This window comes from Polynucleobacter sp. CS-Odin-A6 (assembly GCF_018882095.1).
Taxonomy (GTDB): domain Bacteria; phylum Pseudomonadota; class Gammaproteobacteria; order Burkholderiales; family Burkholderiaceae; genus Polynucleobacter.
The window spans coordinates 238,427-258,466 of record NZ_JACVPD010000003.1; the positions used below are offsets into that span (position 1 = coordinate 238,427).

22 protein-coding genes are annotated in these 20,040 nt (G+C 45.6%); 14 read left to right on the top strand and 8 right to left on the bottom strand.

Annotated features, from left to right (window positions below; genetic code table 11):
* Positions 1-3: 3 nt before the first annotated feature.
* From sdhD to ICN15_RS08745, 3 genes are all read right to left on the bottom strand, one after another.
* Entirely contained in the window at positions 4-369 is a 366-nt protein-coding gene (gene sdhD / locus ICN15_RS08735; RefSeq protein WP_216202322.1) for a succinate dehydrogenase, hydrophobic membrane anchor protein, read from the bottom strand.
* 24 nt (positions 370-393) lie between these two features.
* Positions 394-813: a succinate dehydrogenase, cytochrome b556 subunit gene (gene sdhC, locus ICN15_RS08740; protein WP_216202324.1), complete on the bottom strand. Its 420-nt coding sequence runs from the start codon at positions 811-813 to the stop codon at positions 394-396.
* A 143-nt stretch (positions 814-956) separates the two neighbouring features.
* Positions 957-1,685: a GntR family transcriptional regulator gene (locus ICN15_RS08745; RefSeq protein WP_255532941.1), complete on the bottom strand. Its 729-nt coding sequence runs from the start codon at positions 1,683-1,685 to the stop codon at positions 957-959.
* Positions 1,686-1,841: 156 nt separating this feature from the next.
* On the opposite strand from ICN15_RS08745, the gene ICN15_RS08750 reads away from it, so the two are divergent.
* Together ICN15_RS08750 and ICN15_RS08755 are read left to right on the top strand one after the other, a co-directional pair.
* The gene (locus tag ICN15_RS08750) at positions 1,842-2,831 is read left to right on the top strand and encodes a malate dehydrogenase (protein WP_216202327.1); all 990 of its coding nucleotides are present in this window, start codon (positions 1,842-1,844) and stop codon (positions 2,829-2,831) included.
* Positions 2,832-2,843: 12 nt separating this feature from the next.
* Positions 2,844-3,218, top strand: a complete 375-nt coding sequence (locus ICN15_RS08755; protein WP_216202328.1) for a hypothetical protein — start codon at positions 2,844-2,846, stop codon at positions 3,216-3,218.
* Between the two features lie 84 nt (positions 3,219-3,302).
* Here the strand turns inward: ICN15_RS08755 and ICN15_RS08760 are convergent, their stop codons facing one another.
* Both ICN15_RS08760 and yaaA read right to left on the bottom strand, forming a co-directional pair.
* A complete protein-coding gene (locus ICN15_RS08760; RefSeq protein WP_216202329.1) occupies positions 3,303-4,514 on the bottom strand; it encodes a DUF2863 family protein in 1,212 nt (403 codons plus the stop codon).
* A gap of 11 nt (positions 4,515-4,525) precedes the next feature.
* Positions 4,526-5,302, bottom strand: a complete 777-nt coding sequence (gene yaaA, locus ICN15_RS08765; protein WP_216202330.1) for a peroxide stress protein YaaA — start codon at positions 5,300-5,302, stop codon at positions 4,526-4,528.
* Between the two features lie 80 nt (positions 5,303-5,382).
* On the opposite strand from yaaA, the gene ICN15_RS08770 reads away from it, so the two are divergent.
* The 11 genes from ICN15_RS08770 to ICN15_RS08820 all read left to right on the top strand — a co-directional run bounded on the left by ICN15_RS08770 (position 5,383) and on the right by ICN15_RS08820 (position 15,390).
* Positions 5,383-6,117: a glutathione binding-like protein gene (locus ICN15_RS08770; RefSeq protein ID WP_216202332.1), complete on the top strand. Its 735-nt coding sequence runs from the start codon at positions 5,383-5,385 to the stop codon at positions 6,115-6,117.
* Between the two features lies 1 nt (position 6,118).
* Positions 6,119-6,973, top strand: coding sequence for a 3-hydroxybutyryl-CoA dehydrogenase (locus ICN15_RS08775; protein ID WP_216202334.1), 855 nt, complete (start codon positions 6,119-6,121; stop codon positions 6,971-6,973).
* Positions 6,974-7,024: 51 nt separating this feature from the next.
* Positions 7,025-7,504 carry a DUF3429 family protein gene (locus ICN15_RS08780; RefSeq protein WP_216202335.1) on the top strand — a complete coding sequence of 160 codons (480 nt, stop codon included), beginning with the start codon at positions 7,025-7,027 and terminating at the stop codon, positions 7,502-7,504.
* A gap of 9 nt (positions 7,505-7,513) precedes the next feature.
* On the top strand, positions 7,514-8,851 hold the full coding sequence (locus ICN15_RS08785) for a replication-associated recombination protein A (RefSeq protein ID WP_216202336.1): 1,338 nt from the start codon (positions 7,514-7,516) through the stop codon (positions 8,849-8,851).
* Between the two features lie 62 nt (positions 8,852-8,913).
* A complete protein-coding gene (locus ICN15_RS08790; protein ID WP_216202338.1) occupies positions 8,914-9,489 on the top strand; it encodes a peptidylprolyl isomerase in 576 nt (191 codons plus the stop codon).
* Between the two features lie 37 nt (positions 9,490-9,526).
* A complete protein-coding gene (locus tag ICN15_RS08795; RefSeq protein ID WP_216202339.1) occupies positions 9,527-11,359 on the top strand; it encodes a chorismate-binding protein in 1,833 nt (610 codons plus the stop codon).
* A gap of 9 nt (positions 11,360-11,368) precedes the next feature.
* The gene (locus tag ICN15_RS08800) at positions 11,369-11,929 is read left to right on the top strand and encodes an NUDIX hydrolase (RefSeq protein WP_216202341.1); all 561 of its coding nucleotides are present in this window, start codon (positions 11,369-11,371) and stop codon (positions 11,927-11,929) included.
* A 13-nt stretch (positions 11,930-11,942) separates the two neighbouring features.
* Positions 11,943-12,680: a leucyl/phenylalanyl-tRNA--protein transferase gene (aat, locus tag ICN15_RS08805; RefSeq protein ID WP_216202343.1), complete on the top strand. Its 738-nt coding sequence runs from the start codon at positions 11,943-11,945 to the stop codon at positions 12,678-12,680.
* A complete protein-coding gene (locus ICN15_RS08810) occupies positions 12,677-13,423 on the top strand; it encodes an arginyltransferase (protein ID WP_216202344.1) in 747 nt (248 codons plus the stop codon). Before aat ends, ICN15_RS08810 begins: the two co-directional genes overlap by 4 nt.
* A 9-nt stretch (positions 13,424-13,432) precedes the next feature.
* Entirely contained in the window at positions 13,433-14,464 is a 1,032-nt protein-coding gene (locus tag ICN15_RS08815; RefSeq protein ID WP_216202346.1) for a quinone-dependent dihydroorotate dehydrogenase, read from the top strand.
* A gap of 98 nt (positions 14,465-14,562) precedes the next feature.
* Complete coding sequence (locus ICN15_RS08820) at positions 14,563-15,390, top strand: IclR family transcriptional regulator (RefSeq protein WP_216202347.1); 828 nt, start codon at positions 14,563-14,565, stop codon at positions 15,388-15,390.
* 31 nt (positions 15,391-15,421) lie between these two features.
* Here ICN15_RS08820 and ICN15_RS08825 read toward each other — a convergent pair whose 3' ends face one another.
* Complete coding sequence (locus tag ICN15_RS08825) at positions 15,422-16,450, bottom strand: serine hydrolase (protein ID WP_216202349.1); 1,029 nt, start codon at positions 16,448-16,450, stop codon at positions 15,422-15,424.
* 76 nt (positions 16,451-16,526) lie between these two features.
* Positions 16,527-17,414 (bottom strand): DMT family transporter, encoded by an 888-nt coding sequence (locus ICN15_RS08830; RefSeq protein ID WP_216202351.1) that lies wholly within the window; start codon positions 17,412-17,414, stop codon positions 16,527-16,529.
* Positions 17,415-17,574: 160 nt separating this feature from the next.
* Here ICN15_RS08830 and ICN15_RS08835 point away from each other — a divergent pair, with 160 nt between their 5' ends.
* Entirely contained in the window at positions 17,575-18,141 is a 567-nt protein-coding gene (locus tag ICN15_RS08835) for a phasin family protein (RefSeq protein WP_216202357.1), read from the top strand.
* A gap of 90 nt (positions 18,142-18,231) precedes the next feature.
* On the opposite strand, the gene lpdA is transcribed toward ICN15_RS08835, so the two are convergent.
* Positions 18,232-20,031, bottom strand: coding sequence for a dihydrolipoyl dehydrogenase (gene lpdA / locus ICN15_RS08840; protein ID WP_216202359.1), 1,800 nt, complete (start codon positions 20,029-20,031; stop codon positions 18,232-18,234).
* Between the last annotated feature and the right edge of the window lie 9 nt (positions 20,032-20,040).

Consider the following 20,040-nt stretch of genomic DNA (forward strand, 5'->3'; position numbering starts at 1 on the left):
CAATTACACTTTCCACAAAATTTCTACGGCATAGGCCGCACAGGCTACGAGATATAAAACAGTGAGCGCTTGAAGCGTCAAGCGAACACTGACAGGCTTGATGTAGTCCATCCAAATGTCGCGAATACCAATCCAAGCGTGGTAGAAGAGGCTAAAGAAGAACAGGAGCGTGAGGAGCTTCATAAACTGATTACTAAACAAAGCAGACCAGCCCTCATAAGTTGCGCTACCGGTAATGCAATAATCAATCAATAAAACAATCGTGAAAACCACCATCACAACAGCAGTAACGCGCTGAATAATCCACTCTTTCAGACCATAATGCGCGCCGACCACTAAACGCTTTGGTCCGATTTGATAAATAGGCATGAGATTTCCTTAGTATAGAAACGCTTAATACAAGCCGAATAGTTTGAGACCAACCAGGGCTGTTAAAGCAAGGCCCAAGCAAAATACAAAAATTGCTGAACGATTGGCATCCACTTTTTCAACGCCAATCTCTAAATCGAGCAATAGATAGCGAATGCCGGCACAAAAATGGTGCAAAAAGGCCCAAATTAAGCCAAGGCAAACGATTTTGACCAGCACATGACCGGTAATCAACTGAAACTGTTGATAACTGAGTTCAGAGGCCAAACTTTGATCTAAGAGATAAAGTAAAAATGGCAACATCAAAAATAATGCTGCTCCACTAATGCGGTGAAGAATAGATACTTTTCCAGCCCATGGCAGGCGGTACTTGATCAACTGGGCTAGACCAATATTGCGATAAACCGGTCTATCTTTTTTTATGGTTTGCTGTGCATCACCCATGGGTAATCTCAATCTTTCGGTGGAGGTTCAGTGTGGCTTTGTTGTGTTGCAACATATTCTATTGGAAACCTTGGTGTAAAAGTGGACTTTTTCGTGTTTAAAGGGGTTAAATAGTGGTTTTTACTCATTTTTGAGTGTACTACCTAGTTCAATTTATTGTCGTAATGCTGGTCAGAAGTGTCGTACCTAGCATGCCGAATTTCCACTGGTTTACTCCCATAGGTAAAGGCTACCCGCTCTACCGAGAGTAAAGCTGCGCCAGCTGGAATCTGCAGATATTGAGCCAGATTCTGATTGGCCAAAACGGCTTTAATTTTTTCCTGTGCACGCACCATATGGGTAGCGTATTCACTTTCATAAAAAGCGTACATTGGGCCATGCCAGTCATTCAACTCTTCCATCGTCAGCCCTTTAAAGCGCCATTCAGGAAGCCAAATCTCCTCAAATACGATCGGTTTACCCGCATAGCTTTGGATACGATCAATTCGAATGATGGGGTCACCGACCTTTAAGCTCAATAAATCAGCAATATAGGCATCGGATTGAATGTTTTCACAGACTAAAAACTGGTTTTTCAGGTGCAGTTTTTCACCAGAATCCGGCTCCAAACGCAGAAAACGATACTGCCAGTTTTCCTCTTGATGGGTGGCTACAAAGGTGCCTTTGCCTTGGCGCCTTACTAATAAATTTTGGGCAGCCAACTCATCAATCGCCTTGCGAACGGTCCCCTGGCTTACGGCATAGCGTACTGCGAGCTCCATTTCACTGGGGATAGCCTCACCTGGCAACCATTCGGAAGTCTGCAAACTGGCCAAAATCAAAGCTTTTATTTGCTCATAGAGGGGGCTAAACGAGGCAATGGGTTCGGACATAATTGACAAATTAACTTAACGAGCGCTGCTATTGGATAAAATCTGGTGCATATCTCATATCTTATATAAGACATGAGCAATAGTGTAAATGGAAAGTCCGCACTCTTGAATGGATAATAGAAAAAGATTTTTTAACCTTAACTGGAGTTATTAGTAATGGCAAAAGCCCCAATGCGTGTTGCGGTCACCGGTGCAGCCGGTCAAATCGGTTATTCCCTGCTCTTTCGTATCGCCAATGGCGATTTACTAGGAAAAGACCAACCTGTCATCCTCCAGTTGCTTGAAATTCCAGATGAAAAAGCTCAAAAAGCCTTGGCTGGAGTGATGATGGAATTAGACGATTGTGCGTTCCCATTGTTGGCCGGCATGACTGCCCATTCTGACCCAATGACGGCCTTTAAGGATATTGATATTGCTTTACTGGTTGGCGCACGCCCGCGCGGCCCAGGTATGGAGCGAAAAGATTTGCTCTCTGCGAATGCGCAAATTTTCACAGCCCAAGGTAAAGCACTAAATGCAGTTGCTAAGAAAACGGTCAAAGTATTGGTGGTTGGTAATCCAGCTAATACCAATGCTTACATCGCGATGAAATCTGCTCCCGATATTCCTGCTAAGAACTTCACAGCGATGTTGCGCCTCGATCACAATCGGGCACTGTCACAACTAGCAAGTAAGCTGAATAAACCCGTAGCGGATATCGAAAAATTGGTTGTTTGGGGCAACCACAGTCCAACCATGTATCCCGATTATCGCTTCGCAACAGTGGATGGTAAATCGGTAAAAGACAGTATTAATGATGCCGCATGGAATAAAGATACTTTCATTCCTACAGTGGGTAAGCGTGGTGCAGCTATTATTGAAGCGCGCGGCCTTTCATCAGCAGCGTCTGCTGCAAATGCAGCCATTGATCACGTTCGTGATTGGGTTCTCGGTACTAATGGGAAATGGGTCACGATGGGCATACCGTCTAAAGGCGAATATGGCATTCCGGCTGATGTCATTTACGGTTATCCTGTCGTTTGCGAAAACGGCGAATATAAGATGATTGAAGGCTTGGAAATTGATGAGTTTTCTCGTGAGCGCATGAACCACACTCTGAATGAATTGCTTGAAGAGCAAGCAGGCGTTCAACATCTCCTCTCTTAAGGATTTAGATACATGAAGAAAACCCTGATGATTGTTGGTTTAGCTGTAACTGGCCTCCTGGGCTCGGTGCAAGCCCTTGCAAATGAAGAAGTTTCTACTTGGACTTGTAGCGAAAGTAAGCAATTTAAAACTTCAGGTACTACTGAATTGGTTCGCCTTACTTGGGAGTCAAAAACATTTGAGCTAAAACGCGAGAATTCGTTGCCGGGTAGCTTGCGTTACAAGAACGCTAATACTGGACATGATCTTGTGGTCCTAGGAAATAAAGCGATGTTATTCAATATCAAATCAGGAAGTCGCTTAGCAGATTTCTGCCAAACTGCAGAAATGAAAACCGGTAAGCTGCCTCATTTATTTGCTAATTCAGAGCCTTTTATACAAAATTAAAATATGCATTTAAGCTAGTGTTATCAGATCAAAAGCCGAGAGTTTCTCGGCTTTTTTCGTTACTGCAACCAACTTTGAAATTGCCTAATGAAACAAAGGTTGCTGTATTGGTGCGTCATCTGGTAGCTCGGCGTGAGCAGCCTCACCCGATCGATCGGGAAATAGAGGCGCGCCGCAATCATCACACAACTCTGGATCAAAGAGCATCGCATGACGGAAAACATCATCCACACCTGCATCACGTAATGCATCAGCAATTTTCTTCATCGGGCTATCATCATCCGATAAATCATTCAGCGCATCGTTAGCAACACTTTCGCGATCATAAAGAGGCCAAATTACCCCATAGACTATCTCTGGAGAGCCTTTTACGCTAAAAGAAATACGATACTCGTCAGCCTGCTCTTCGCCGAACGCACCGACTACACAAGATAATCCAGCGGGCAAGACACCGAGTGTGCTTTCCAGGAAATTCACAGCGGCTCTAATACTCAATGGACGTATCTGCTTATCTGCTAAACGACAGTTTGTAAAATAAGCCTCAGGTAATAAGAGTTCAAATTCGCAGCCCGGCAAGAGTAATGCCACGGACTCTTGCATCGTATTTTGCCAACCAATCAGGCTAACACCACGCTCTTGTCGGGTTGGTGCTTCTGCTTGCCAACGAAACAATGGCATTCCAGAGGGAGCAGCAACAGCTGCAATGATAAAACGGGGATCGGCCAAAACAGCAATCGTTTCAGACATCTCACGTAGCTCCAGCTTAATCTCGCTCGCAGTAATTGCTGCCATTGCCAAAGCTTCAGTTAATAAACGGGTTTGGCTATGTGAATGCGGCATTTGATCAATACTATAGAGCCAAGGAATAATTGCAAGGCGCGCATCCGCAGAAGCGATCGAGCTATGTAGGGAAGCGGCTGTAGATTCAATGATGTGAACTGGCAGAGCGCCAGAGGGAATTTGATAGCGAGTATGCGCAATAATGGGTATGGCTAGCAAAAGCACATCCCATTGTTGCTCTTCATGCTCCATGATTAAGGATTCAGCTAAGGTTTCAGCACAATCGGCAAGCACTTCAAAGGCCAAGGTATTAATTCGAAATGTTTGATCTAGAGCGGCGTCAATGACATTCTGATTCTGGCTCTTGAGTAAACGCATTAAACGTACGTTTAAGCGTTCTTCCCAGAACTGATCTTCCATATGACTGCCTGAGGCTGCCAAGGAAATAGCGTCAGCTACCAATCGCTCCACATCTGGCGAAGCGCGTTGTGAGGATTTAGTGCGATGTACAGCCATAGTGCACTCTCCTACTTTCTTTCGGGACGTCTAAATAACGGTTTTTCAGGCTTAGATTCAGAGGCGACAAATTGATAGCCGTCCAAATTAAAACCCTTCAACTCAGCGGGCTCTGTAATGCGATTTTCAACCACATAACGCGCCATCAACCCCCTCGCTCGTTTGGCGTAAAAGGAAATAATTTTGTATTTACCATCCTTGCCATCTTGGAACACGGGAGAAATCACAGGGCACCCTAGATTCTTCGCTTGCAGTACTTTGAAATACTCCTCTGATGCAAGATTGAGTAGCGCAGGCTTCTTTTGCTTCTCCAGAAGCTTTTTAAGAGAATCAGTAACGCGCTCACCCCAAAAGGCATACAGATCCTTGCCCCTTGGATTCTGAAAGGCAGTACCCATTTCCAAGCGGTAAGGCTGCATTAGATCAAGGGGTCTGAGAACACCATACAGTCCAGATAGGATGCGAATATGGTCCTGGGCAAAATCGATCGCCTTGACACTCAATGTTTTGACGTCAAAGCCATCATAAACATCGCCGTCAAAGGCATAAATGGCAGCCTTGCTGTTTTCTTCGGTGAATTTCTTGGACCAATCGCGATATCGTCCAACATTGAGTGTAGCTAACTGATCAGATAAGCCCATCAAATTGGCAACTTCTTGGGGTGAAAGCTTCTTGAGATCGGCAATCAGCTTTGCCGATTCCGAGGCAAACTCAGGCAAAGTTGGCGCCTTAACCTTGGCGGGGGTTTTGTAATCTAGAGATTTAGCAGGTGAAAGGACGATCAACATGGCACAATTTATAAAGAATTTCCCCCATTCTAGCGACTACCCACCTTATTTGCCTTAAATCCCCTTTGAAGGAACTCATAATGACTATCAATAAAGCTCAGGAAAACCAAATTGAAGTGTTTAGCTGGGCAACTCCTAATGGGCACAAGGTGCACATCATGCTTGAGGAATGCGGCTATAAGTTAGGAAAAGATTGGATTGCTCATCCAATTGATATTGGAGCTGGCGATCAATTCAAGCCAGACTTCTTGACTATTAGTCCAAACAACAAAATACCGGCGATAACAGATCCACAGGGACCCGATGGAAAGCCGATCCACCTTTTTGAATCTGGCGCCATCTTGCTCTACCTTGCAGCAAAAACCGGTAAGTTTTTACCCAAGTCTACCCGGGGTAAATATGAAGTATTGCAATGGCTGATGTTTCAGATGGGTGGCGTAGGCCCCCTTTTGGGACAAAACCACCACTTTCGAATTTATGCTCCAGAGAAAATTGGATACGCGATTACTCGCTACACTAATGAAGCAAAGCGCTTATATGGGGTTATCGATCATCAACTCAAAGATAATCCCTACATCGCGGGCAAAAGTTACACCATTGCCGATATAGCCATCTTCCCTTGGACTCGTAATTGGAAGAATCAAGGTATCGATATTCATGAGTATCCGCATTTCAAGCGCTGGTTTGAGATGATTAGTGAGCGCCCTGCTGTTAAGCGTGGGGTTGAGGTGTTAACAGCATTACGAAAGCCTTTGCATGATGACAAAGCAAAAGAACAATTATTTGGTTCATCACAGTATCAAAAAAGGAAATAGCATGAAGATTCAATCAGTAGGAGTCATTGGCGCGGGCACGATGGGTAATGGTATTGCCCAAGTTTGCGCGGTAGCTGGACTAGATGTAGTCATGGTTGATATGAATGATGCTGCGGTGGAGCGTGGCTTGAGCCAAATTAGTAAAAGCCTAGATCGCCTAGTGAAGAAAGAAACGCTTACAGCAGAAAATAAAGATGCCGCACTCAAGCGCATCAGAGGTAGCACATCGTATGCCGACTTCAAAGGTTTGCAATTAGTGATTGAAGCTGCTACAGAGAACCAAGCGATTAAAGAGCAGATTCTGAAGCAAGTCGATGAGATTGTGAGCAAAGATACGATCATTGCCACGAACACCTCATCATTGTCGATCACCAAACTGGCCGCTCTTGACTCTAATCCAAGTCGCTTCATAGGCATGCATTTCTTCAACCCACCACCCTTGATGGCCTTGGTTGAAGTAATTCGCGGCCTGCAAACTTCAGATGCAACCCATGCCACCATTATTGAAATGGCTAAACGAATTGGCAAGGAGCCCATTACGGTGAAAAACTCACCTGGTTTTGTTGTAAACCGTATTTTATTGCCGATGATTAATGAAGCCTTCTTTGTTTTACATGAAGGACTTGCTAGTCCAGAAGATATTGATGCTGGCATGAAGTTGGGTTGCAACCAACCGATTGGTCCGCTGGCCTTGGCTGATTTAATTGGTCTGGATACCTGCCTAGCAGTCATGGAAGTGTATTTTGAAAACTTCAGCGACTCTAAGTATCGTCCGTGTCCACTCCTCCGAGAAATGGTTGCCGCCGGTTATCTCGGACGTAAGACTAAGCGCGGCGTTTATACCTATGATCAGTAATTTAGCAACATTCATTACCCTATACCCTATAACCTCAATGAAAAATCCTTTGTGAACCCATTACCACCCCTAGTCCTTAAATTAGCTTATGCCGGCCTGATACCTTTTGTGGGCCTCGCTTTAATGGTTCAGTTAGCACCAACGCCACTCAATTATCTAAGTGCCGAGTCACTGGCGAGTTATGGCGCAATCATTACCGCCTTTATGGGTGCATTGCATTGGGGTGCGAATTTACATCATCTTGGCAAGACGCCGCAGGGCGATCGCTGGGAAGACCGCAATGCTTGGATCTGGGGTATCACACCGGCATTGGCTGCCTGGGTTGCGCTTCATGTTTATATTCCAGTAGGCTTGCTCATCTTGGCATCCGCATTAATCATTCAACGCAATATTGATAAGGAAACCTATCGATATTATTTTTCCAGCGAAGTAGCTTGCAAAGCATTTATGACCTTACGCACTCGACTGACAATTGTTTCTGCAGGATGTTTAACTTGGGCCGCTCTCGTGATTTTATTTGTACAGAATTAAATCGGGTATATGGGCAATCTATTTGATCAAACGCCGCCCCCACCATTAGCGGAAGCCTTACGCCCTAAAACAATTGAAGAAGTCATTGGCCAAACTCACCTATTAGCCTCAGGTAAGCCACTAAATCTGGCTTTTGCATCTGGTAAGCCTCACTCAATGATTTTATGGGGGCCTCCAGGAGTTGGCAAAACTACCTTGGCTCGACTATCTGCTAAAGCCTTTGATCGAGAATTTATTGCCATCTCAGCAGTCTTGGCTGGTGTAAAAGAAATTCGCGAGGCAATCGAACAAGCGCAACAAAGCATGTCTCAGTATGGCAAGCAGACCATTCTGTTTGTTGATGAAATTCATCGCTTTAATAAAAGTCAGCAAGATGCCCTATTACCGCATGTGGAATCAGGTCTCTTTACCTTTATTGGCGCCACTACTGAAAACCCTTCTTTCGAAGTCAACTCTGCCCTTCTCTCTCGTGCGCAAGTGTATGTACTTAAGTCATTAAGCGCACCAGAGCTAAAGCTGCTGTTTGATCGAGCCCGTGAATACGCTATGCCGGAAATTGCATTTGAAGCGGCTGCAATTGATAGTCTCATTACCCATGCAGATGGCGACGCCCGTCGACTACTGAATTTAGTAGAGCAAGTACGTAATGCGCTCTCAGCACCTAATTTAAATGTTCAGACTGTAGATCAAGCGTTTATTGAGAATGCGTTAACGGTCCAAGCACGTCGATTTGATAAAGGTGGCGATCACTTTTACGATCAAATTTCTGCATTACACAAGTCGGTTCGTGGCTCCAATCCTGATGCAGCTCTTTACTGGTTTTGCCGAATGCTCGATGGTGGCGCAGATCCGCGTTATTTAGCCCGCAGAATTATTCGTATGGCATGGGAAGACATTGGGCTTGCTGATCCTAGGGCAATGCAACTGGCGAATGATGCTGCCGAAACTTTTGAGCGCCTTGGCTCTCCTGAAGGTGAACTCGCCTTAGGTCAAGCCGTGGTGTATTTGGCTATTGCTGCCAAAAGCAACGCAAGCTATAAGGCATTTAATGCTGCGAGAGCCTTTGTTGCGAATGACCAAAGTCAGCCGGTACCCAATCATCTCCGCAATGCTCCAACCAAGCTCATGAAAGAGTTAGGTCATGGAAAAGAATATCGCTATGCTCATGATGAACCCCATGCTTATGCCGCCGGAGAATCCTATCTGCCAGATGGTATGGCAGAGCCTCATTGGTATGAGCCGGTAGATCGTGGCTTAGAAACTCAGATTGCAGAGAAGATGGCTTTTTTACGGAAGCTAGATATGGAATCAACACAGGAATCAACACAGAAATTAAAGAAGAAATGAATCAAAGACTTTGAGCAATACAATGGAATGAATTATTTACTAGAACCTTAAGGAACTTCATCATGCGCAAAATTTTTACTTTCCTGTTATTTGTTACCAGTCTCCTTACGAGTGCTGTCGCACTGGCTGCTCCGATGGTGGAATTCAAAACAACTATGGGCAATTTTGTAGTTGAGCTTGATTCCGTTAAAGCTCCAAAGACAACTGCTAACTTCTTAGCTTATGTCAATAGTGGCTTTTATAACGGCACCATTTTTCATCGTGTCATTGATGGCTTCATGATTCAAGGTGGAGGCTTTACTCCAGATTTAGCGCAAAAGCCAACTAATGCGCCGGTAATCTCAGAAGCTCAAAATGGTCTGAAGAATCAGACCTACACCATTGCCATGGCCCGCACTTCTGATCCTGATTCCGCAACAGCACAATTCTTCATCAACGTGAAGGACAACGAGGGATTAAATTATCCTAATGCAATGGGTAATGGCTACACCGTATTTGGCAAAGTGATTTCTGGAGCACAAACGATTGATGCAATTCGCAAAGTCCCAACCATGATTGCATCGACACCAAAATCGGGTCGCATGTCAGATGTTCCTAGTAAGCAAGTAACCATTGAATCCGCTACTGTGTTGAAGTAATTTTAGTTAAATTATTAGCGCTCAGAAGGTTAGTTCAGTGATATTGCTAGATGATGCCCAGAGTACCGAGGCTCAGCCTAGCAGCCGCCTCTATCAACACGCGCTTCGATGTTGGACTATTTATGCTGGGCCCAGCGCCATAGAAACCGCTGCTGCGGTTGATCAGTGTCTTCAAGAGATCAATGAAGCTCTTGGTAGCGGACAGTATGTCGTAGCGGCATTTGCTTATGAATTAGGTCGATCCATTCATGGACTTTCTCAGCGAGAGCACTCAAATGTGATGCAGTCACACCCTCTGGTTCAGGCTTGGTCTTTTTCGTCTTATGAGAGTTTAAGCAAGGGCCAAGTAGATGCTTTCATTCAAGATGGCTTGTGTGCATTAGAGCCCGACTCCTCCCATATTGCTGGTGTAGCGAATCTCCATTGCTCTGTTGATGAGAAGCAATTTACTGCAGATATTGACACCATACAAGAGTACATTCGCAATGGCGATACGTATCAAATCAATCACACCTTTCGGATTACGGGTGAGACTTATGGTGAGCCTTTGGCTCTTTATGCCCGTTTACGGGATCGTCAACCAGGAAGATTTGGAGCATTCATTAATGAGGATTCGAGCTGCATCCTTTCACAGTCCCCCGAATTATTTATTCAGCGCCAAGGCAATACATTAAAGGCGATGCCTATGAAAGGCACTGCTAGCGCCTTGAGTGATTCGGCGGATCATCTGTCAAAAGATGCCAAGAACCAAGCAGAGAATGTCATGATCGTGGATTTGCTTCGTAACGACCTGAGTCGACTTGCATTACCAGGCACTGTGAAGGTTCCGCAATTATTCGAGGTTGCTAGGCATGGTGATGTTCTGCAAATGACATCGACTATTCAAGCTGAGGCTAAGCCTGACGTTCAATTGCGGGAAGTACTCAATGCAGTCTTTCCTTGTGGATCTGTAACCGGCGCACCCAAAAAAAGAAGTATGGAAATTATTCAGGAGTTAGAGCCCGAAGATCGAGCCTATTACTGTGGCGCTCTAGGCTGGCTTGATCCTGACGGTGATTTTGCTTTTAGCGTCCCCATTCGCACAGTAGAAATTGATCGCAACTTGAAGACGCAGGCCTCACCCTTTACACTGGGCATTGGTGCCGGGATTACGATTGACTCTGAAGCTAAGCTGGAGTGGGAAGAATGTCACATTAAAGCTGCTTTTTTAAGTGATTTACCCAGCCAGATCGGCCTGTTTGAAACTATTTTGATTCAGCATGCCACACCCCAACATATAGAGCTTCATCTTGATCGTTTAGTGCATTCAGCCCAAGTGCTAGGGATCCCTTGCTCTAAAGCAGCTGTCAACAGCGTAATTCAAACTTCATGCAAAAGTTGCGCCTTCGATCAAGAGTATCGATTGAGGATCGATTTGAGTCATGCTGGAGAGGTAAGCTTTCAACTATCCCTATTGACTCCACTAATACACCCAGTCAAGATTTTTTGGGCAAGCGATATTCTCCCCAACCCCAGTCAGGCGGTCTTCCATTCTGGCAATATCTTATTAAGACATAAGGTCACCAGTCGAAGTACCTATGATGAGGCCTGGAAACTCGCAGAGAGTCATGGCGGGTTTGATGCGCTTTTTGTCAATGAGCAGGGTTTTGTAACTGAAGGTGGTAGAAGTAGTATTTTTATCAAGTCTGGGGACCGCTGGCTTACGCCTCCCGTTGCCGCTGGCTTGCTTCCAGGGGTCATGAGATCGATCGGATTAAATGATCGACAATGGAATGTCCATGAAGCTAACTTAACTATTGATCAGGTTCGTAATGCGAAAGAGATTATGCTTAGCAATGCCTTACGCGGATTTATTCCCGCTTATTTTTAGAAAGTTTGCATGAAGTTTTGCTCGTACTGCGCAGCGCCTATCACCATGAAGATTCCTGCGGATGATTCACGGGAACGTCATGTTTGCGAATCTTGCGGAGCGGTTCACTATTTCAACCCACGTAATGTGGTTGGTACTATTCCGGTTTACGGCAAGCAGATATTATTATGTCGGCGTGCAATTGAGCCACGGCATGGTTACTGGACCTTGCCAGCGGGGTTTATGGAGCTGGGAGAAAGCACTAGCGCTGGGGCCGTGAGGGAAACCCAAGAAGAAGCGGGTGCCTACGTGGATATTGGTCCGCTCTATTCCCTGCTTAATGTACCTCATGCAGAGCAAGTGCATTTTTTCTACTTGGCCAAGATGACTTCTGCAGAATTTCATGCTGGCGAAGAAAGTCTAGAGGTTGCGCTGTTTGATGAGCAGGATATTCCGTGGAATGAAATTGCTTTTCCTACAGTCAAACAAACGCTAGAGTGGTTCTTTGCCGATCGTGCTGCAGGACGTTTTGATCAGCCAAATGAATTTAGCGTGCGCAGCAGAGATATCCTGCCCTCAGAAAAGATTTAGGCATCGCAAACGCATGAGCAATATCAATTGGCTTGGGGCACATGATGTTTTTCCAAACCCCATTCACTGCCAGGATCTAGATCCTAGTGTGCCGGGCTTAATTGCAGTCAGTGAGCGCATTTATCCAGGTCAACTTGCTCGTGCATATCAAACCGGAATATTTCCATGGTATTCGGATAACCAACCGGTCTTATGGTGGTCTCCTAACCCGCGAATGGTATTACGAGCCGCTGACTTTAAGTGTCATGATTCATTGAAAAAAGTGATTCGCCATTTTTTGTCAGACCCGCACAAAGCAATCTTAGTAGATCATGATTTTGGTGCCGTCGTTCGATCCTGCGCAACCGCGAAAAGAAAAGATCAGGATGGCACTTGGATCACCCATGAAATCATGGACGCCTACACTCAACTCCATGAGCAAGGTCATGCTCATAGTATTGCGGTCCTGGATGATCAGCGCCTGATCGGTGGACTCTATTGTGTTGCTTTTGGGGGCATGGTTTTTGGTGAGTCTATGTTTAGTCATCAAACGGATGCCTCTAAAATTGCTTTAGCAGCCCTGGCCGCCTGGTGCAATCAGAATCAGGTAGAAATGATTGACTGTCAGCAAGAGACTGCGCACCTCGATTCTCTGGGGGCTGCGCCTATTTCTCGAGACGAATTTTTAGCCCATCTGCAAATAGCTCTAAAGCAAACTAATATAGAGATTCCCTGGATATTTGATAAAGAAATCCTACATCGCTGGCTATGACCCAACTCACTGAACTTCCGCTGACAGAGCTCCAGTTTTATGCAACGGCACCTTACCCCTGCAGTTACCTTCCAGGAAAGGTTGCGCGCTCACAAGTTGCTACGCCTTCACACTTAATTCACGCTGATTTATATAGCGAACTAGTGAATGCGGGGTTTCGTCGGAGTGGTTTATATACCTATCGCCCCTATTGTGACGAATGCAATGCTTGTACTGCAACGCGCATCCCTGTGAAACGCTTTGAACCCAATCGTAGTCAGCGACGCGCTTGGAAAAAACATGCTGGACTTGATGTTCGTGTTCTGAACCTAGGCTATCAAGAGGAGCACTACCAGCTGTATCAACGATATCAAAATGAGCGACATGCAGGCGCCGATATCGATCAAGAAAATCAAGATCAATATATGCAGTTTTTATTGCAAAGTCGGGTGAACTCTAGAGTGGTCGAGTTCCGGGATGGCCCCCACGATAGCAATCCTGGTCAACTACGCATGGTCAGCATGATAGATATATTAGACCAAGGGATCTCTTCGGTTTACACCTTCTTTGATACTAGTAATCGTGCTGCGAGTTACGGCAGTTTCAGTATTCTGTGGCAAATTGAGCAAGCCTTAGAGTTAGATCTTCCTTACCTCTATCTCGGCTATTACATTGAAGATAGTGAAAAAATGTCCTATAAGGTCAAGTTTCAGCCCATTGAAGGTTTGATTGAAGATCACTGGCAACCTATCATTGGGCCATAATCTTTACTCATGATCGATAGTTACCCCCTTCTTCGTCCCTGGCTTTTTTCCTTAGATCCAGAGCGTGCCCATGATCTCACTTTGAGCAATTTAGACCGTGCAGAGCGCTGGGGGCTTTTACGCTATCTAATTAAGCAGCCTACTCCCGATCCACGTACTATCTGCGGCATTACCTTCCCCAATCCCGTTGGACTTGCCGCTGGTTTAGATAAAGATGGCAAGCATATTGATGCACTTGCTACCTTAGGTTTTGGTTTTCTAGAAATTGGCACCGTCACCCCAAAACCGCAGCCTGGTAATCCGAAACCACGCATGTTTCGTCTACCAGCAGCGCAAGGGCTAATCAATCGCATGGGGTTTAATAATGATGGTGTTGATGCCTGCGTCAAGCGCGTACGCAATTCCGATTATTGGCAAAAAGGTGGCATCGTTGGTTTAAACATTGGCAAGAATGCCAGTACGCCCATTGAGAATGCTGCCAGCGATTACGTTTCCGCGATGCAGGCAGTCTATGAGGTAGCCTCATACATCACTGTTAATATTTCATCTCCGAATACTCAAAACTTACGCGCTCTCCAGGGAGAGGAAATGCTGCGCTCTTTACTTGGCTCTCTACATTTAGCACGTGAAGCCCTGAGTGATCGGTACGGAATGCGCAAACCGCTGTTTTTAAAGATTGCACCCGACCTAGATGCAAATGACATCAAACTCATTGCCGATCTCTTAATGGAGTTTGGCATCGATGCAATCATTGCTACTAACACTACGATCGCACGTGATTCCGTTCAAGGACTCAAGTTTGGAGATGAAGCTGGCGGCCTCTCAGGCACCCCAGTTCGCATTGCATCGACGAGAGTAGTGCAAAGCCTAAAGGAATATTTGGGTGATGCCCTGCCGATCATTGGCGTTGGGGGCATTCTATCTGGACAGGATGCTCAGGAAAAGGTCCTTGCTGGAGCCAGCTTGATTCAGGTATATAGCGGTCTGATTTATCGTGGCCCCAAGCTCATCTCTGAGTGTGCGTCTGCCTTGCGCAAATAGCTCAAAAACAGCAACCCACCCCAACCTAAGCCCTTGGAATAATGAGATTCGATTTCATATCGTGCAATATTAGCTAAAAATTCGCTACAATTAACACGATGATTGAGAGTAAACCCAATAAAGTGCCAAGAGTGCCAAAGGTACCTGGAGAAGCTGGCAAAACAGCTATCCAGGTAGTTGAACGCATGATGAACTTGCTCGATGCTCTAGCCGTCCAAGAAGAATCCTGCAGCCTTAAAAGTCTCGCTCAGCAAACGGATTTGCATCCCTCTACAGCACATCGCATACTCAATGACTTAGTAGCGTGTCGTTTGGTGGAGCGCGGCGATGGCGGAACGTATCGGCTCGGCCTGAAGTTACTTGAACTCGGAAATTTAGTCAAAGCGCGTTTATCTGTCCGTGAGGCAGCTCAAGCTCCCATGCGAGCCCTACATAAACTCACCGGTGAAACGATTAACCTGTCAGTACGGCAAGGCGATGAAATTGTCTACATTGATCGCGCTTACAGTGAGCGATCCGGTATGCAGGTGGTGCGTGCCATTGGCGGTCGTGCTCCGCTCCATCTCACTTCAGTGGGTAAATTATTTTTAGCGAGCGATGACCCCAGTCAAGTTCGCGCCTATGTCACTCGTACCGGTCTGGCTGGTCATACCAGAAATAGCATTACTGAAATGGGCAAGTTAGATGCGGAACTCAATCAAGTGCGCCAATTAGGACATGCGAGTGATAATGAAGAATTAGAGTTAGGTGTTAGTTGCGTTGCAGCTGAAATCTTTGATGACAGCGGCAAGTTAGTAGCAGGCCTATCATTAAGCTCGCCCACCGATCGGATTAAGACAGAATGGTTGCGCCTATTGCAGGAAACCGCGCTACAGATTTCCAAAGGAATAGGCTTCAAACCAAAATCATCAGAGCCTCATTCTTAATATAAAAAGCGTCACTTTTATGATTGCTTTACTACATTAGGCGACGTAAAGCTTGAGGCTCGCCGGATGGCATACGTTCGTACCAGTCCTTCACCCTGACAGCATCTGCAAAACGAGATTGTGTGCCTACCGAGTCCAAGAAAACCAATAGTAGCGGCGTGTTATTGACTCTGGCTTGCATTACCAAGCACTTGCCTGCAGCATTAATAAATCCGGTTTTTTGTAAGCCGATATTCATATCGCCGGCACGAACCAAACGATTGGTATTGAGGAATTTCTGTGGGCGATTGGCAATCACCATCGTGAGATCAGGCCAAGTAGAAAACTCGCGAATCTTTTTATACTGGTAAGCAGCGCTCAACATACGGGCTAAATCCTCTGCTGATGCCACGTTCTCACTCATGAGGCCGGTAGGATCCGCAAAATACGAATGGGTCATACCAATTTCTCTTGCTTTTCGATTCATCGCATCAACAAATGCTGTCATACCACCGGGATAGTTTCTGGCGAGAGTGTAGGCTGCTCGGTTCTCTGAAGACATTAAAGCCAACAACAAGGCCTCTTCCCGCGTCAGTACAGTTCCACTAGCCAGACGAGAGCTTCGATAACTGCGCACATCATCCGCATTGATCACAATAGTTTCATCAAGTGGCAATTTAGAATCCAGTAACACCATTGCAGTCATGAGTTTAGTAATAGAAGCAATCGGCAAACTAACCGAAGAATTTTTCTCAAAATAGACTTCCTTAGTATCCTGATTCACCACCATCGCTACGCTAGACTTCAGACTCAGATCATCATGCTGACCTCGCAAACCCAATGCAGTTGCAAATGAGGGTCTTGCTGCTAAGGCCGGCTCAATAGGACGGGTAACCGTAGTGCGAACTATTTTTGGCTTCTTGGAAGATTTTGAAGCCTTCTTGATCTCCACCTTTGGTGACGCCTTGGCAGGCTTAGTAGATTGATAATCTTTATTAGCTGCACCCGCCTGAAACGAAGTGATTGTGCCAAATGACACTAGGCTAACAACTGCTATGAGCCACAATCGATTCAAACGCATCCTAAATTACCTTCCAAAACTTTTGACATACAGAATAATAAATAACTTTTGAACCCAAGCCACACTTATTGCAAAATTATTCTGCGATTATCGCAACAGAGTTTGCGCTTCTCCGGTTCACCAAAACTACTCCAGTCATGGTAAGCAGCAAGCCCGCACCCATTAACAAGGTGAAAGGCTCATCAAACAAGAACCATGCCATCGCAGCCGTAGTAGGCGGCGTTAAATAGAGCAAACTAGTCACCTTGGTAGCTGCTCCCTTGCGAATCATCATGAATAACAAGCTGATCGAACCAATCGACAGCGGAAAGATTGCCCACAACAATGCCCCAACAACAGAAGCATTCCACACCATCTCGCCAGATTCAAAGAAATACATACAGATAAAGCACAGTAATGCCGACACCCCAAATTGAATTGAGGAGCCAGCCCGAAGATCAAATACTGGGCAGAATTTCTTTTGATAAAGGGTGCCAAAGGTAATGGCAAGCAAGGCCGCAAAGGCAAGAATGTAACTCAACAATGGAATATGGTTAAAGCCAATTTTTTCAGCTACCACTAGGGCAACACCAGCAAATCCGAAGCACAAACCAATCCACTGACGCCCAGTGACTCTCTCTGAAATCCAAGCGGCAAACCACGCAGTCAGAATTGGCTGCAAACCCACAATGATGGCAACTAAACCAGCAGTCATCCCAAGGCGAACCGCAAACCAGACGCCTAGGAGATAGCCGAACTGAAGCAACATCCCTGCTACGGCAATATGTTTAAACTGAGACCAACTGGGCCAACTAATTTTCCACACCACACTAAGACAGGCCATCGCCAGGAGTACGCCTATAAAACGCCAAAATAGGAAAGTGGCTGGCTCAACATAAGGCATAGCTAAACGCGCAATGACAAAGCCGGTACTCCAAATTAATACAAATAAAGGGGCAATCAGGCTGTCAAGCTTCAAACTCATAGATAACTTATTGAATGTGGGGATTTTTGCTGTTCAACCAACGATTTTAGGCTTTTTCTATAATTAACCTTAAGAAACTTGCCTAATCATCCTTTAATGTTGCAATGCAATATATAAAAAGGTTTATGGTCTTAAATGAATCCACTGAAAAGAGGTTGAAATGAACTTGACTCCAGAACAGATTGCAGCGGCTCATAAGGCCAATTTAGAAACGTTAAGCGGTCTGACTAATCAGGCATTGCAGAGTATTGAGAAACTGGTTGAGCTCAATATGCACATTGCCAAGCAAAGTCTGAGCGAAGGTATGAGTAGCGCAAAGAAGGCATTGGAAGTAAAAGATATTCAGCAACTGTTAGCGCATCAAGCGGAAGCAGTTCAGCCCATGGCTGAAAAAATCATGGCCTATAGCCGACATTTATATGAGCTAGCCCATGAAACGCAAGCCAGCTTTACCAAATCTGCTGAGAAAGAATTGCAAGATGGTCAACACAAGATGAATACCTTGGTTGAGGGTTGGACTAAAAATGCTCCTGCAGGATCTGATGCTGCCGTCAATGTATTAAAGCAGGCCATTGCCTCTGCAAACAGCGTATATGAAACCAGTCAAAAGGCAGTCAAGCACGCAGTAGAGATTGCACAAACCAATCTCAATAACGCAACAGATACTTTCGAGAAGAACATAAGCGCTACTAGTAAGTCAAAAGGAAAATCCAGTAAAAGCGAGTAATACTTTTTCACTCTGTTATTCACGAAACGATAAAAAAGCCCCAATCTCTTGGGGCTTTTTTAATGCGGTAATGACAACAGGATTAATGTCCTAGTGCACCTTCTTTTTTATTGGAGGTAAATCAGTACAGTGCCCATTAGCCGCTTCAGCGGCGAGACCAACAGACTCGCCGAGAGTGGGATGAGGATGAATAGTTTTACCCATATCCACTGCATCTGCGCCCATCTCGATAGCAAGACAAACTTCACCAATCAAGTCACCTGCATGAGTGCCGACAATACCGCCACCAATGATGCGCTTGCTGGTAGCGTCAAAAATCAGTTTCGTGAAGCCTTCATCTCGACCATTAGCAATTGCTCTTCCGCTTGCAGCCCATGGGAATAAGCCTTTTTCATAAACGATCCCTTGAGCCTTGCATTGCTCTTCCGTTAAACCAGCCCACGCTACCTCTGGATCAGTGTAAGCAACCGAGGGAATTTGTTTAGCATCGAAATAAGATTTCTCGCCAGCAGCAACTTCAGCAGCAACATGACCCTCATGCACTGCCTTATGGGCCAACATCGGTTGACCAACGATATCTCCTATCGCAAAAATATGATTTACGTTAGTTCGCATTTGATTGTCAGCAGGGATAAAGCCGCGCGCATCTACCATCACACCCGCAGCTGAGGCATCAATCTTTTGACCGTTGGGTGTGCGCCCTACTGCGACTAGTATGAGATCATAAGTCTGCGGCTCTGATGGCGCATTCTCACCCTCAAAGCTGACCTGAATGCCATCCGCTTTCACCTCTGCCTTGGCAGCACGGGTTTTAAGCATAATATTTTCAAAGCGGCCGGTATTGAATTTCTCCCAAACCTTCTCTAAATCACGGTCAGCACCAGCCATCAAACCGTCCGCCATTTCAGCAATATCGATGCGTGAACCTAGAGTGCTGTAAACCGTAGCCATCTCTAAACCGATAATGCCACCACCAATCACAAGCATGCGCTTTGGAATACTCTTGAGCAATAAAGCACCAGTGCTATCCACGATGCGAGGATCTTCTGGGAGGAATGGTAGTTTGACTGGTTGGCTACCTGCTGCAATGATGGCCTTTTGAAAGCGAATGACTTCTTTTTGACTAGTTAGCTCTTGGCCCTCGCCCTGAGTTAGCTGCACTTCAACGTGATGACTATCTAAGAAGCGACCTAGTCCACGAACTACTGTCACCTTACGCGCTTTAGCCATACCGGCAAGGCCACCAGTGAGTTTTGCAATCACTGAATTTTTGTAACCCCGAAGTTGATCAATTTCAATCTTCGGAGCGCCATAACTAATGCCGTGCTTGGTCATGGTTTTCACTTCATCCATTACTGCGGTGGTATGAAGCAAGGCCTTTGAAGGAATGCAGCCCACATTTAAGCAAACACCGCCTAATGTTGAGTAACGCTCTACCAAGACTGTCGTCTTACCTAAATCGGCACTACGGAATGCGGCACTATAACCACCAGGGCCAGCACCCAATACGAGCACTTCACACTCATGATCCACCTTGCCACTATATTGACCAGCGATTGGTGCACTAATTACAGGAGTTGCTACTGGTGTAGGAATGGAAGTTGCTGGGGCTATGACTGTGGCTGGCGATGATGCGGAAGAAGCCGAGATGTCTGCTGCCTCTATTTCAGCAACGATACTGCCCTTACTGACTTTGTCGCCAGCCTTAACCGAAATGTTCAGGATAGTTCCGGCAGCATCAGCAGGAATTTCCATCGTAGCTTTGTCAGATTCCAGAACGAGGAGTGGCTGTTCTTTTTCAATGACATCGCCCACTTTAATCAATACTTCAATCACCGGTACGTCTGAATAATCGCCAATGTCTGGAACGAGAATAATTTGCTTAGCCATATCCTCTCC

Coding starts and splice junctions, on each gene's coding strand:
- ICN15_RS08770 (WP_216202332.1), top strand. CDS start 5,383: ATGACTATCAATAAAGCTCAGGAAAACCAAATTGAAGTGTTTAGCTGG.
- lpdA (WP_216202359.1), bottom strand. CDS start 20,031: ATGGCTAAGCAAATTATTCTCGTTCCAGACATTGGCGATTATTCAGAC.
- ICN15_RS08825 (WP_216202349.1), bottom strand. CDS start 16,450: ATGCGTTTGAATCGATTGTGGCTCATAGCAGTTGTTAGCCTAGTGTCA.
- aat (WP_216202343.1), top strand. CDS start 11,943: ATGAGCAATATCAATTGGCTTGGGGCACATGATGTTTTTCCAAACCCC.
- ICN15_RS08745 (WP_255532941.1), bottom strand. CDS start 1,685: ATGTCCGAACCCATTGCCTCGTTTAGCCCCCTCTATGAGCAAATAAAA.
- ICN15_RS08800 (WP_216202341.1), top strand. CDS start 11,369: ATGAAGTTTTGCTCGTACTGCGCAGCGCCTATCACCATGAAGATTCCT.
- ICN15_RS08815 (WP_216202346.1), top strand. CDS start 13,433: ATGATCGATAGTTACCCCCTTCTTCGTCCCTGGCTTTTTTCCTTAGAT.
- sdhD (WP_216202322.1), bottom strand. CDS start 369: ATGCCTATTTATCAAATCGGACCAAAGCGTTTAGTGGTCGGCGCGCAT.
- ICN15_RS08820 (WP_216202347.1), top strand. CDS start 14,563: ATGATTGAGAGTAAACCCAATAAAGTGCCAAGAGTGCCAAAGGTACCT.
- ICN15_RS08775 (WP_216202334.1), top strand. CDS start 6,119: ATGAAGATTCAATCAGTAGGAGTCATTGGCGCGGGCACGATGGGTAAT.
- sdhC (WP_216202324.1), bottom strand. CDS start 813: ATGGGTGATGCACAGCAAACCATAAAAAAAGATAGACCGGTTTATCGC.
- ICN15_RS08830 (WP_216202351.1), bottom strand. CDS start 17,414: ATGAGTTTGAAGCTTGACAGCCTGATTGCCCCTTTATTTGTATTAATT.
- ICN15_RS08790 (WP_216202338.1), top strand. CDS start 8,914: ATGCGCAAAATTTTTACTTTCCTGTTATTTGTTACCAGTCTCCTTACG.
- ICN15_RS08810 (WP_216202344.1), top strand. CDS start 12,677: ATGACCCAACTCACTGAACTTCCGCTGACAGAGCTCCAGTTTTATGCA.
- ICN15_RS08835 (WP_216202357.1), top strand. CDS start 17,575: ATGAACTTGACTCCAGAACAGATTGCAGCGGCTCATAAGGCCAATTTA.
- ICN15_RS08750 (WP_216202327.1), top strand. CDS start 1,842: ATGGCAAAAGCCCCAATGCGTGTTGCGGTCACCGGTGCAGCCGGTCAA.
- ICN15_RS08760 (WP_216202329.1), bottom strand. CDS start 4,514: ATGGCTGTACATCGCACTAAATCCTCACAACGCGCTTCGCCAGATGTG.
- yaaA (WP_216202330.1), bottom strand. CDS start 5,302: ATGTTGATCGTCCTTTCACCTGCTAAATCTCTAGATTACAAAACCCCC.
- ICN15_RS08785 (WP_216202336.1), top strand. CDS start 7,514: ATGGGCAATCTATTTGATCAAACGCCGCCCCCACCATTAGCGGAAGCC.
- ICN15_RS08755 (WP_216202328.1), top strand. CDS start 2,844: ATGAAGAAAACCCTGATGATTGTTGGTTTAGCTGTAACTGGCCTCCTG.